The 12,969-nt window shown below is 59.8% G+C and carries 9 protein-coding genes; 4 read left to right on the forward strand and 5 right to left on the reverse strand.

The window, feature by feature from the left end; genetic code table 11:
• Positions 1–21 precede the first annotated feature (21 nt).
• Positions 22–1,656 carry a penicillin-binding protein 2 gene (locus IRZ31_RS04460; RefSeq protein WP_297150116.1) on the reverse strand — a complete coding sequence of 545 codons (1,635 nt, stop codon included), beginning with the start codon at positions 1,654–1,656 and terminating at the stop codon, positions 22–24.
• Positions 1,657–2,042: 386 nt separating this feature from the next.
• Here IRZ31_RS04460 and mftB point away from each other — a divergent pair, with 386 nt between their 5' ends.
• Together mftB and mftC are read left to right on the forward strand one after the other, a co-directional pair.
• Positions 2,043–2,375, forward strand: coding sequence for a mycofactocin biosynthesis chaperone MftB (gene mftB / locus IRZ31_RS04465; protein ID WP_297150119.1), 333 nt, complete (start codon positions 2,043–2,045; stop codon positions 2,373–2,375).
• Between the two features lie 105 nt (positions 2,376–2,480).
• Positions 2,481–3,653 carry a mycofactocin radical SAM maturase gene (gene mftC / locus IRZ31_RS04470; protein WP_297150122.1) on the forward strand — a complete coding sequence of 391 codons (1,173 nt, stop codon included), beginning with the start codon at positions 2,481–2,483 and terminating at the stop codon, positions 3,651–3,653.
• Positions 3,654–3,909: 256 nt separating this feature from the next.
• On the opposite strand, the gene IRZ31_RS04475 is transcribed toward mftC, so the two are convergent.
• Genes IRZ31_RS04475 through IRZ31_RS04485 form a run of 3 tightly spaced genes read right to left on the reverse strand, consistent with a single transcriptional unit; the run spans position 3,910 to position 8,055 of the window.
• Entirely contained in the window at positions 3,910–4,731 is an 822-nt protein-coding gene (locus IRZ31_RS04475; RefSeq protein WP_297150125.1) for an alpha/beta hydrolase, read from the reverse strand.
• Between the two features lie 28 nt (positions 4,732–4,759).
• The gene (gene mftF, locus IRZ31_RS04480; protein ID WP_297150139.1) at positions 4,760–6,424 is read right to left on the reverse strand and encodes a mycofactocin biosynthesis glycosyltransferase MftF; all 1,665 of its coding nucleotides are present in this window, start codon (positions 6,422–6,424) and stop codon (positions 4,760–4,762) included.
• A complete protein-coding gene (locus IRZ31_RS04485; RefSeq protein ID WP_297150128.1) occupies positions 6,424–8,055 on the reverse strand; it encodes a GxGYxYP domain-containing protein in 1,632 nt (543 codons plus the stop codon). The genes mftF and IRZ31_RS04485 overlap by 1 nt, the downstream gene beginning before the upstream one ends.
• 373 nt (positions 8,056–8,428) lie before the next feature.
• On the opposite strand from IRZ31_RS04485, the gene IRZ31_RS04490 reads away from it, so the two are divergent.
• Positions 8,429–10,048: an AMP-binding protein gene (locus IRZ31_RS04490; protein ID WP_297150131.1), complete on the forward strand. Its 1,620-nt coding sequence runs from the start codon at positions 8,429–8,431 to the stop codon at positions 10,046–10,048.
• A 309-nt stretch (positions 10,049–10,357) separates the two neighbouring features.
• On the opposite strand, the gene IRZ31_RS04495 is transcribed toward IRZ31_RS04490, so the two are convergent.
• A complete protein-coding gene (locus IRZ31_RS04495; RefSeq protein WP_297150134.1) occupies positions 10,358–11,347 on the reverse strand; it encodes a hypothetical protein in 990 nt (329 codons plus the stop codon).
• Positions 11,348–11,743: 396 nt separating this feature from the next.
• On the opposite strand from IRZ31_RS04495, the gene IRZ31_RS04500 reads away from it, so the two are divergent.
• Positions 11,744–12,802, forward strand: a complete 1,059-nt coding sequence (locus IRZ31_RS04500; RefSeq protein WP_297150137.1) for a hypothetical protein — start codon at positions 11,744–11,746, stop codon at positions 12,800–12,802.
• The last annotated feature ends 167 nt before the right edge of the window (positions 12,803–12,969 follow it).

A 12,969-nucleotide genomic window follows, 5' to 3' on the forward strand; every position in this document is an offset into this window, starting at 1 on the left:
CCGGCAAGATCTAAGCCATGACTAGGTCCACAGGCCGTGCTGTGTGCAGTACGGCACCGAGGGGTCGGCGGGGGCCGGCTGCTGCAGTTTCAACACGCTGGTATAAATGTCGTTATACATCGCTGCCACTGCTGGACCATTGACGTTGGCGCCCTCGCCAGCATTCTCGCGCATACTCACAATAGTCAAGCGCGGGTCCTGGTACGGCGCCTGGGTCATCAACCAGCCGTGGGCGGCCTTGCCGCCACCGACCTGGCCAGTGCCAGTCTTCGCGATAATATTCCAGGGGGAGCTGTAGAGTTCGGGAATCACCGATCCTGAGCCGCAGCGCACCACGCCGTACATTGCTTCGCGGGCGGAGGTGGCCGTCTGCTCTGAAATCGGCGTACTCAGCGTCTGAGGCGACATCGACTTGATGATGGTGCCATCTGGTGCCTGAATACGTGAGACCAGCATCGGGCGCATCAGTTGACCGTTGTTGGCGATCGCGTCATCGATCAATGAAATGAGCATCGGCGTCACAAGATCCACGCCCTGACCAAAGGAGTCCTCGGCTAGCAAGTTTGGGGGCAGTTGCCCGTTGGGTGGAAGGACCGAACTCCGAGCAACTGGTAAGTCGAAGGGGATATCCTGGCCTACGTAGAAGCGTTTATTATATTCCAACCAGGTGTCTGCCCCCAGCTTTGAGCCGATAACGGCGAACATCACGTTATCCGAGTGAGAGAAGCCCATATTCATGCTCACAGGGAACGTGCGTGCATAGCTTACGCGGTAGATATTGCTCAGCTGGGGAGAGAAGACCTCGCCACCGATCGTCACCGGCCCGACTGCGTGCTGGTAGTCGAAGGAAGGCGTATTCAGCTGGTAGGTGCCGGTGTCCAGCGCGGCCAGCAAGGTCATCGCCTTATAGACCGAACCAGGCACGTACTGGCCCTGGATCGGGCGCTCCAGCAGCGGAGCATCTGGATTGCGCAGGAGCTGGTTATAGTAGGCCAGGTCGCCAGCGGCCACGCGATTGCTATCGTATGTCGGGCGCGTCACCATGGCCAGAATCTCCCCCGTATGAGGATCGGTGACGATCACCGCGCCGCGGTTGGTGGCAAAAACGTTCTCGTTATCGATCTTAAGTTCTGACACAGGCGGGTTGTAGCTAGGTGCATACTTATCGAAATCGCGCTCGACAATCTTTTGAATGCGCGTATCGATCGTCAGGTAGATATTATCACCCACCGGAGGACGGTGGAGGATCAGGTTAAGATTGTTGGTCAGTTCCGTTAAGCCGGCCCGCCCGCTCAGATAGTCGTCAAAGGCGTGCTCGATTCCTGTCGAATTAAAGAGTGGGCTGATATAGAAGCCAATCAAATTGGCGAGCGAGGGCATGCCATCCAGATAGTAATGGCGCTGGTAGCCGCAAAGCACCCCCTTAAAAGGGTTGTTGGGGTCAATCGGCTTGGACTCGGCCAGCAGTACCCCGTTGCGGTCATAGATCTTGCCACGTACCGGGGCATGGTCTTTCATGCACTGGCGAATATTATGAATATTCGAAGTGACCTGTTGCGCAACTGCCACTTGCCAGTAGACAAGCCCAAGGCTCAGCCCGAGGAAGAGCACGATGAAGATCTGGTTGAGACGGCGTATGGCCGAATTGATATTCATGACGTTCGATCCTTGCGTCTGTCTCGGAACAGTTTTTGTGCTCTCTTGCCTGTTGTGTCTCTTCTATTGATCTTGCTTGCTGTTAGGTAAGATCCAGGCAAGTGTAGCACGCGGTGTCTTGTCTGCCAAGTGTTCTAGCTAACAAAGGGGAGCTGTGGACGGGGTCTTGCCCTTTCTCCCCTACAGTATCTAACGCTTCGGGCCGGCGGCCTTGACGCTGGGATAGATCTCTGAGTATGCTTCCTCTATATACCGTTCTCGCTGCGTCCGCTCGCGCAGTAAGCGAGCTGGCTTGGGAGTTGGGGAGCCAGGGGTCACCAGGCCCCTGCCTTCGCTGTAGACAGGCTGCCTATCTGCCTGACCAGCAGGTAGAAAGAAGGACTGCTATGACCATGACAGCACATTCGGCGGGCTACCGCTATCGTCTGCTACCGGAGGTCAAGATTCGGCGCGAGGCCTTTGGCGGCATCCTCTATAAGTATGGCTGTGCTGATCGAGGAACGCTCTCATTCGTCAATTCTCCACATCTGATTGATCTGCTCCTCTTAGCGCGAGAGCAGTTTGCTGGCGATCTCAGTGCGGCCATCGAACAGCGAGTCTCCTCCGCAAGGTCCAGGGCTCGCCTCTTGGCGGCACTCGATGAGTTGCGGAAACGCGGCTATCTAGAGGCCGAGGTAGTCGCCAACAAGGCAGCACCTGAGGCGACGGCGGCTGAGTAGAGCGAGCAATGCGCGATGATTGTCTGGGCGCCGGCCTCTCTACGGGGGGCCGGGACAGCCACGAGCTGCCAAGCGGAGCACTCGTAGAAGAAGGAGCAGAAAGGCATGATCCAATTCGTACAGTTTCATGGACGTCGCCACGAGGGGATGGGAAGCCAGAGGCGGGCGGAGCCTGGCGCTCTTCATCCCCTGGCCAGAGCTGCCTTTGCCGAGACTGGTGATTCGCCCTCGCCCGCGCAGGCCAGCGGCTCGCAGCGTTTCCTGCAAGGGGGACTCTCGGCGCCAATCACGGTCACCTGGGAGATCACGGCTGCCTGCAATCTGACTTGCGTGCATTGTCTCTCCTCCTCGGGGAAGCGTCGTCCGCGTGAGCTGACGACAGAGCAGGCGCTGGCTGTGGTCGATGAGCTGGCCGAGATGCAGGTCTTCCAGATTCACTTTGGGGGGGGCGAGCCGTTCATGTATCCAGGCATCTGGCGCGTGCTGGAGCGCTGCCGCGAGCGTGACCTGGTGATGTGCGTCAGCACGAATGGCACGCTGATCACACCTGAGCGTGCTCGACGCCTGGCTGCTCTGGAGCCGATTTATTTTCAGGTCAGCCTGGATGGTGCCACCCCTGAGACCAATGATCGCATTCGTGGGCAAGACGCATTTCGGCGAGCCATGCGTGGCCTGGAGCGTCTGGCTGCCGAGGGCCTGAGTTTAACCGTCAATAGTGTCCTGACGCGTTATAGCTTCCCCGAATTGGATCGTCTCTATGCGATTGCCGGCAACTTTGGCGCCAAACTGCGCGTGACGCGCCTGCGTCCTTCTGGTCGGGGGCGCGCGGTATGGGAAGAGCTACATCCCACGCGCGAGCAGTATCGCAGCTTCGTGGCCTGGCTGCGGGAGCATCCCGATGTGCTGACCGCCGATTCATTTTTCCACCTGAATGCTTTCGGCGAGCGTCTGGCGGGGCTGGATATGTGTGGTGCGGCGACGGCCACCTGCTGTATTTGCCCCGAAGGCGAGGTCTATCCCTGCGCCTTCTTCCAGACACCCGAGTTCGAGGCTGGTAACCTGCATGAACAGAGTTTTCGTGAGATCTGGCGGCACTCGCCGGTCTTTGCCTTCTACCGCCAAATGGGAGCTGGCTCCTGTGGCGGCTGCGTGCGCTACGACCTCTGTCATGGCGGTTGCCCGGCCACCAAATGGTTCGTCCAGCGCAGCCTCCAAGTGCGCGACCCCGAGTGCGTGCTCGCTGCGCCTGAGGCCCCGTGCTCGTCGGCGGCCATCTAGGGGAGCGCTCTCCCGCGACAAGAATAGGCAAAAGGTAATAACAGCCCTGCAGTCGCAGCAGATCATGAGGAAACGAGCGCAAGGAACGAGACATTCAAGAAACGTTGCCAGGAGGCAGCGGCGGTCAGGTCAGGTCAGGTTGAGCACTGCTCTGAGGGAGCGGTGCTTGACAGACGTACAGCATGCAGTGCGGGATGCAGGACGTCTCTCTCTCCTGTTGTGTTGTCGTGTCGCTGCTGGCCCTGCCGCTGCCTGCCTAGCGACGCTCCAGGCTGCGTAGAAATGTCAACACGGCCCGGTTGAAGGTCTCGGGGCGTTCGAGGTTCAGCATGTGGCGCGCGCCGCGGATAACCACCTTCTTGGCATCGATGATGCCGGCTTCAAGTAGGTCAGCCTGGGCCTGCATCTCCAGCGAGTCTTCGTCTCCGATCAGAATCAAGGTCGGCTGGCGGATCTCAGCCAGACGCTGCAGGGCAGGTGGCCTGATCTGCTCGCTGGGCGCTGGATTCAGGTAGTGCACAAAGCTGTAGTCACGCAATAGCTCGCGGTAGCGCTGTGCTGCTTCTGGATATTCGTCCTCGTGCGGCATCATCGGATCAGTGGCCCACAGCTCATAGAGCTGCTCCTTATCCTGCGCCCGGGCTGCGGCGGCGATGCGCTCCCCGCGCTCCAGCGTTTCTGGCATATAGTTATCGTAGCCGCTGATGTTGGCGGCGGCCAGAATCAGGGCATCGACCATCTCGGGATAGGTCAGGGCGAAATCGATGGCCACCCTGCCGCCCCTTGACAGGCCCAGCAAGTAGGCCCGGTCGATGGCCAGATCGTTGAGTACATCGTAAAGATCGCGGACATCCGAGTACTCGACGTTGCCCATCGCCGAGCGACCGAAGCCGCGTAGATCGTAGCGTACGACCTCGTAGTAGCGAGCGAACTCCATGAACTGCGGGTCCCAGGAGCGATGATCGAGCAAGCCGCTGTGGAGCAAGACCAGCGGATGGCCGCGTCCGGCGACTTCGTAGTAAAGTCGCGTACCGCGCGCTTCAATAAAACCCCATTCAGGTTCCAGTCTTCCTGCCATCGTCTGCCTGCGTCACCTCCTTTCAAGGCTATCGTTGCTCAGGTGAAGATAGAGAGGGTGGGCCTGGCTCAGCTGGTTGAGCAAGTTGGGTAACTGTGGCATCCTTCCATTTTATCACAGCTAGCAATGGCCGCCAGGTGCGCTGCCTCCAGCAGCCGAGCAGCAGGCCGAGAGCGTAAGCGCAATCCTCTAGCAGAGAGTAGAGGGCGAATGCGGACAGGCTCAGGCGCGGGCGCAGGCGCGTGTAATCAACGCCTACCACCACGGCTTGCAGTAGGCCGACCAGCACCAAAAGCGGTGGAAAGAGCAGGCCCGCGGCTAGTAGTGCGAGGGTATAGTAGCGGGTCAGATGGCGACAAAGGTGGTAGGTGTAGGCCAGGTAACTGCGCAGCGTGGCCTGCCAGATTTGCCAGGCTGTCAGCGGCAGACGAGCAAGCCGGGCAGCCTGACGGCGACGCCAGGTGCTGGCTCCGGGCAGCAGCAGAGCCAAAAGCGCCAGTAAGAGCGAGAGGAGCGCCTGCCCTGTCCTGCTCGGGCGATGCCGACCCTGTGACCTGGTCCGCAAAAGGCTACCCAGGGGAAGTGCGGTAAAGAGCTGCCAGAGGCTGCCAAGTGTCAGGGCGGCAAAACTTGCCTCCCGGGGTGGGAGCAACAGTATCCGGCGCTGTTGTGGGTGAAGTTGTTGGAGCACAGCCTCGGCAGAGGCATAGCGCACGCGCGTCCCCAGGAACGTTCCAAGGCGGGTGCGATAGTCATGGTAGACCACGCTCTCGGGAGCGGGCCAATAGCGGATGTGCCAGCCCTGAGCGAGCAGCCGATAGCAGAAATCAACGTCCTCGCCGCAGCTCAGGGGAGCAAAACCGCCCAGAGCCTGCCAGGCCTCGCGACGCACGAGCAAGCAGGCTGTGGGAAGATAGGTGAGTGGCCCACTCAAGCGTACCTCCTGCGGCTGCAAGCCCATGAAGAGCGAGGAACGGACGTCCTCATAACGTCCCAGGGCGCTGTCGGTTTCGTAAGCGCGGATTTGACCGCCGACGGCGGCCACCCTGGCCTCGGCGAAAAGGGGTACCAGAGTGGTGAGCCAGTCTGGCGTTACCACGCAGTCATCATCGACGAAGGCCAGAAGGTCGTAGCGAGCTGCGGCTGCGCCACTGTTGCGGGCGCCAGCGGCTCCCTGGCGCCGGGTGTGGTGTAGACTGCGCAGTCTTACTCCACGACTGGCGAAAGCTGGGGCGAGGCGGGCGAGCAGAGCCGGCGTCTGATCGTGCGAAGCGTCATCGGCCACGATGACTTCCAGCGCCTGCGATGGATAGCGCAGCTCAAGGATGGCCTGCAGGCAGTGCTCAAGCTGGTGGACGCGGTTGCAGGTGGGTACGATCACGGAAACACCTGGCCACGACCTCGGCGGTAGGGGTGGGCCGGCCTCCAGTAGTCCTTTGGCGCTGAGCTGCTGGCAGAGCATGGTCACCCGCTTGGAAGTAAGTCCACTCAGGCGAACCAACTCCTCGCTGCTGCGCTCTTGACGGCACAGGTTGAGCAACCGCCAGGCTTGCTGGCCAAGGCGCAAGACGCGCAGCGGGTAGGAAGCGATAACCAGTCCCCCTGGCCGGCCATCTGTCCCTTCTAGCAGACATAGACCAGGCGCCTGGCGGTAGCAGCCAGGCGATGGATAATGGTAGCGCTGAGAACTCATCACGATTCTGCTCCTCTTGCTCCTTGCTGAGCAATGAGCTGCAGAAGCTGGCCTGGGGTCACGGGGGAAACGATCTCACGCAGTTCCTGCAAAGCCTCCCAGAGGGCGCTGGGCGTCAGGCGCCAGGCCAGCACATAGAGCTGGAGGAAGAGCGGGCGCCGGCGATGCGTGGCCTGCATTCCTCTGACGAGATGCACCAGCTGAGACCTGCTGCTGACAAGGCCCAGGTTATGATAGACGGGCACGCCCATGATTTTCTTATAGCTTAGGGTGAGGCCACCAGCACCTGTGAGCAGGCCACGCAGCCCGGCGGGCCGGAGGGCCTCGATAAAGGCACGCTGCTCCTCAACATTAGCCATGCGCATACTAGCCGGGAGCGGTAGGCCCAGCCGCTGACGCCAGTCGCCATCGAGCACCTGCAGGAGAGAGAGGCCCATCCCAGAGAGCAGGCGCTGGCTATGCTCCAGGAAGGCTGGTCGCTGAGCGACTGGCCAGCTCGATGGGAACATGTAGGCGGCACCGCTGGGGCCGGCGATCAGCTCGTCCTGGGGACTGGCTGTCTCCAGATAATAGAGCGCCAGAGCGGGAGCGGCCTCCAGGAGTGCTGGTGCGATCGTCCAGCCGAGCGGGAATCTGCCGCGGGCCGGATCGCGCCACAGATGCAGCATACGATGCTGCGCGTATTGCAGATTATCGCCGTCACTGATTGTCAAAGACAGATAGACGCGTGGCTCCAGGGCCGGCAGCGGGCGCTCATCCTGCTGACGGCGATAGCGCTGAGCCAGGGCCTGGAGGCGTTCGATCAGCGCTGGCGGCTGCAGAGCAGTCCAGATCTCTAGATTGCTGCAATGATCGCTTGCCAGGACCGCCACGGCCCGCTCTGAAGCCAGCGTTACCCCGCTTCCCTCGTCCGGGAACCAGCCCAGATGGATGCTGCCGGGGAGAAGCTCTGCGAGCAGCTCCTCCAGGAGCTGGCGCTGCTGGCCTGCGGAGGGCCGCCAGGGACGCGAATCGAGCCAGTGGACGAAAGTACGCGTAGCTACCAGGAAGGAGCGCAAGCCGCTGGCAATCTCTGGATTCATACCGGCCAGGGATCGTCGCGATCGCTGGGTCTGGCTGATCTCTCTTGCCCAGCGATAGGCCAGGCTCTCACTCTCCCAGCGTGAAAGGCGCAGATCCCTCAACACTGGCTTCTCTCCAGCTGCTTGTAGCAGTGGCAGCAGCTCGGGGGCTGCCACCACTCCCGCCTGGATACCGGCCAGCGTAGTCGCCACATTGATGCTGGCCGGGTGCTGTGGATCATAGACAATGAAGCCCGCGATGCGCGCCTGAAAGCGAGCGATCAGCTCCCTGAGCAAGGTCTCCCCTTGTGCTTCCAGTCTTTCCAGCTGCACGGACCAGGGGGTAATGGCGCTTTGCAGCCAGAAGAGATCATCGTCGTAGGTTACCAGGTAGAGCTGTGGCTGTGGCCCGTTCACCAGGCCAGCCAGCGTGCTGGCCGCCAGCTTAACAGCGAAGGAAGCATCGCGTAGATCTGCCACTGCCAAGCTGTGAGGCGCTCGCAGCTGTGGGAAAAAGCCGTTCACTGGCCAGTCGAGAGAGAACGAGGCCGCGCCCCGCTCGGCATCCATAGGGGGGAGCAGGTCCTTTCTGGACGGAAGCCAGTGCCTGGTGCTGCCTGTGGCCTCACCGAGCACTGGCTAACATCGCTTTCTTTGAGAGGATTATAGGGTGTCAAGCTGCCCCCGTCAAGGGAAGGAAGCTTATCCTCACCTGCTGATGATTCGAAATGTATGAAACCAGAACGAATGCTGTATTGACCAGCTCGCATGTCTGGAGTATGCTACTATACAAGCCTGCGAAAGCAGCGAAGCTGAGCAGAACCTGGCTACCGCGTCGCTTCAACACCCGGTAGCTTTTTTCTCCTGCTGTTACTGCTTGCAAGAGAATCTGCATTCTGCATTGCAGTTGAGACCCAGGGCCGGGTCAAGAAAGGATTGAAGCATGCCAGAGAAAATGTTTGCTCCCGAGTTGTTCAGACCCCCCGTCGAGTTCCCGGAAGTTCCCTATGATCACCTGCTGCGCAGGGCGGCGGAGCGTAACCCCGATGGGCGGGCTATCATTTACCATGACCTCAGCCTGACCTATCGAGAGGTTGTCTCGATGGTGAACTGCATTGCCAATGGACTGTACAATCTGGGACTACGCAAAGGCGAGCGGCTCTGCATATTTACCCTCAATCGGCCAGAATATACCATCACCTTCATCGCCGCGGCCTCCATCGGTCTGGTTGTGTCCCCGATGAATCCCTCCTATAAAGAGCGCGAGATTGCCTATCAACTGGAGAACTCGGAGGCCAGTGCCATCCTGGTGCAGCGCGAGTTACTGCCACTGCTGCAGGCTGTTCTGGCGCAGAAGTCGCTACCCAATCTGAAGCATGTTATCGTTACCGGGAGCCACGTACCCGAGGGCATGCCCCAGGCGATCCCCTTCGGGCGCCTGCTGCGCGAGTCCTCGCCGAAGGCGCCGCCGACGGTCCCGATCGATCCTGATGACCTGCTGGCGCTTCCCTATTCCTCGGGCACGACCGGCCTGCCCAAGGGAACGATGCTTACACACCGCAATCTGGTCTCCAATAACCTGCAATTCACCACGGCGCTCCAGACAACCTTCACAGATGTGGCTCTGCTCTTCCTGCCTTTCTACCACATCTACGGCGTCATGCTGACTGGGGGGTTCCTGGCCTGTGGAGCCACGCAGATCATTATGGAGCGCTTTGATATGCTCCAGTCTCTGGAGCTATGCGAGAAATATAATGTAACTTACTACTTTGCAGTCCCCCCGATTATCCTGGCGCTGGCCAATGCTCCCATTGATCTGAGCAAGCTCAAGAGCGTCAAATACATCTTCTCCGGAGCGGCCCCGCTGGCACCGGAGCCAGCGCGCAAAGTGCAGGAAAAGACTGGCATTCAGGTCGTCCAGGGCTATGGCCTGACCGAAGCCTCGCCGCTCACCCATGCTCAGCCAAAGGACCCGGCTCTGGTACGGCTGGAGAGCGTCGGCCTGCCCGTGCACAATACCGAGCAGAAAATTGTCGACATCGAGACCGGCACGCGCGAGCTGCCGGTCGGCGAGGATGGGGAGATCATCATTCGTGGTCCCCAGGTCATGAAAGGCTACTGGAAGGCGCCCGAGGAGACGGCTCAGACGCTGCGCGACGGCTGGCTCTATACAGGTGACATCGGCCATGTCGACGAAGACGGCTACACCTACATTGTTGATCGCAAGAAAGAGATGATCAAGTACAAGGGCTTTGGCATCGCCCCCGCTGAGATCGAGGCCCTGCTCCTGGAGCATCCTGCGGTCATGGATGCGGCGGTAATCCCCGTACCTGATCCCGAGGCCGGCGAGGTGCCCAAAGGCTTTGTCGTCCTGCGTCCAGGTCAGAGTGTGACGCCCGATGAGCTGATCGCCTTTGTCAATGGACGCCTGGCCGGTTACAAGCGCCTGGGCTTGGTGGAATTCATCGATTCCATTCCCAAGGTAGCTTCTGGGAAGATTCTCCGTCGCGAGCTGAAGGAGCGCGAGCGTGCACGTCGCGCCGCTGAACAGCAAGCCCTCTAGCCAGAGCACCAGGCCGAAAATATAGGCTGCGAGGCGAAACCAGCCTGTCTGTCTGCTTGTCTGTCCTAGACCCTGGGCCAGCGGCCCGGTTCGGCTGAGCAGCGGACAGGGTTCGTCTCAGCTAAAGCAGGATCAACGCCGGGTCTGCAAGGGACCTTGAGTGCAGAAACAGGGTGAGAGCTTGGCATCCGTCCTGCCAGGATGCCGCTCTCACCCTGCCTTGTGAGGCACCCGCGATCTGGTGACTTCCTTGTTGGCTTGTGCTCGATCTGGGCGATTTGTGGCGCGACAGATCCCGCCGGCCACACCTCAGAGTGTGCTCAGGAACATGCCGCGGGCCAAAACCTCGCCTGCCAGCGTCATGACGACGATCAAGTAGAGCATGCCCGTGGCCGATTGGAAAGAGCGTTCACGCGCCAGCTTCCAGGTGAGGGCGCCCAGGACGAGCGGGAAGGCGAAGCCGAGCAGGATGCGCAGCCAGCCGAGAACGTCCATGCTCAAAGGACTGGCCGTCGGAACGCTGGCCGGCTTGACGGTTGCAGAAGCGCCTGAGACGGTTGGTGCAGGCGTCGGACTGGCTATGGTTGTCGCCGTGGCCTGAGCTGCATGAGTGGCGGCGGTTGAAGTGGCAGGGCCGGCTACAGTAGAGCTGACCAGCGTCAGGAGAATCTGAAGCACAATGGCAATCAGCACCACGGCTGTGCTGAACAGGAGCGGGCGCTCGCTCAGGGCTGGCGTGACAAGATACCAGTGGCCGAGCCACATCGAGGTCATCACGCCGCCGACAGCCAGGGCCGCTATAAAGAAGCTCACAACGGTCAGGGCTTCCCCGAGCGGCGAGGGCGCGAGTGGGCGGTAAATCATGCCCAGTACAAAGAGCATGAGCAAACCAGCCACTGAAGCCAGACCGCCGCTTACCAGTCGCAGGACCCGTACCACAGAAAATTGCCCTTCCCCGGCTTGAGCTGCTTTCTCTTTGCCATCTACTCCGGCTCGCCGGTCCAGGATCAGGAAGAGCAAATAGGGCAGCAGTAGCAGTAGAAAGGCCAGCAGCGCCGGGCTGGCATAGCCAGTCCACTGCTTGTCGAGTCGCTCAAAGCTATCCAGCAATGGTTGGGAGGAGAAGCTCTGCTGGAAAAGATAGGTGAGAGCGGTGAAGAGGAGATAGATGATGGTGAAAAAGAGTAGAAAGCTGCGCCGCACCTCACTACGCCAGTCCAGCACGTAGAGCAGCAGGAACGAGCCGATGGCCAGCTCGTTCATGACAATTGAAAGCACCAGTGGGAGTGTCTGTATCATGCCGGAAACATATCCTTTTAGCTCGCGTCTTCCTTTGGGGTGATGCCGACAGCACAGCCAACAGGGAGCAGCAGCGGCCCTCACCCTGACAGATTATACTCCTCCACCGCCAGCCGGGACAATCTGGCTGTGGACCGGGTCAGAGGCGCTCTCATCGACCTCTGCTTCGCTCGATTGCCTATCCATCTGCTCTGACCCGCCACTGCTCTGAGAAGATAGTCTACTGCTCTGCTGGCTTTGCAACTTTTCTCCCAGCCTCGCGTATTCGCTACGGCAGTGGCAGGGGCGAGGAACTCTGCAAGAGGGTCAGCGACTTCAGATCGCTCTCCCTTGTGGGTTCTGTGAAAAGACGAAGTAAAAAGAGAAGAAGACGGAAGCTAGGGGGAGAAACCGGCTATGAGCCAGCAGCAGATGATGTTTCCGCCGGTTGAAGGGCCAAAGCCGGAGAGTGAAGAACAAGGGCAAGCCCAAGCCGAGGGGGAGCCCCGCTATCCTGCGCCCTCTTTTTTTGATGCGGGCTATGAAGGCCACGAGGCCTTTGGAAAAGTGCAACCAGGCTCCTCTTCTCTGCCGGCCTGGCAGCTTACTCTGATCATTGTTGTTATAGTGATTATCGGCAGTCTCTTTGTCAGCTATCTCAACAATCTACTCGGCCTGGCATTGGCCCTGGTCGCTCTCATCGTACTGGGATTTGTCGTGGTCCTCTGGGGCTTTAGGCGGGCGGTTACTCTACCCATCAGCCGCTTCGAGGTCACAGGGCGTCCAACGCTCATTATTCGCAATCCCGCTGGCCCCATTTCCATTCATTGTGGAGGAAGCCACACCAATACGATCGAAATCCTGGCGACGAAGTACCTGAGCGGTCTCTGGGGCGGGCGCGACGAGCTGACTGTCGACTGCCAGCAGCAGGAGAACACAGTCAGTGTTGCGGTTTCGAGCTTCTACCAGCACCCCTTTTCGCCGGCGAACCTGGGCTACGTTCGGCTGGATATCAGCGTGCCTGCTATCTGCGACCTGCAGATCGAGGGCAACGCTGGCTCTGTCCAGATCCTGGGCGGACAGGGACGGTTGACGGTCAAAACGAATGCGGGTACGATTACCGTGTTGCAGGCGACGCTTGAAGATCGGTCGAGCCTGGAGACTGATGCTGGGACCATCACTGTGCAGCAGAGTCGGCTCTGTGGACAGGTTTACTGTCACACGAATGCAGGAGCCATCTCTTTTGGCGGCGCCTTGGAACCCGGAGGTCACTATCAGATGACGACCAACGCGGGTACGATTGATGTCAGCTTGCCGTCCGACACACCGCTGCTTCTGGCAGCCTCCTCCAACCTGGGCAGCGTTACCAATGAGTTCGGGCAAACGCTTGTCGGTGAGCCGCCTCGGGCCAATCTCCAGCTCCATACCAATCTTGGTACCGTGACAGTCCGCCGCACAGGTCCCTCTCTACGCTGAAAGGCCTCAAGGCCCTTATCTTGGCTGGTTTTTTTCTTAATCAAGAGAAGAATTATCTTTCTTGAATAAATTAAGGAGAATAAGAAAGTATATGGAACGCCTGGAGCGTCAGATCGTTTCCTCCGGTTCACCCTATGAGCCTGTGATCGGCTTTGCACGGGCAGTTC

The sequence above is a fragment of the Thermogemmatispora sp. genome (assembly GCF_019683635.1).
Lineage (GTDB): Bacteria > Chloroflexota > Ktedonobacteria > Ktedonobacterales > Ktedonobacteraceae > Thermogemmatispora.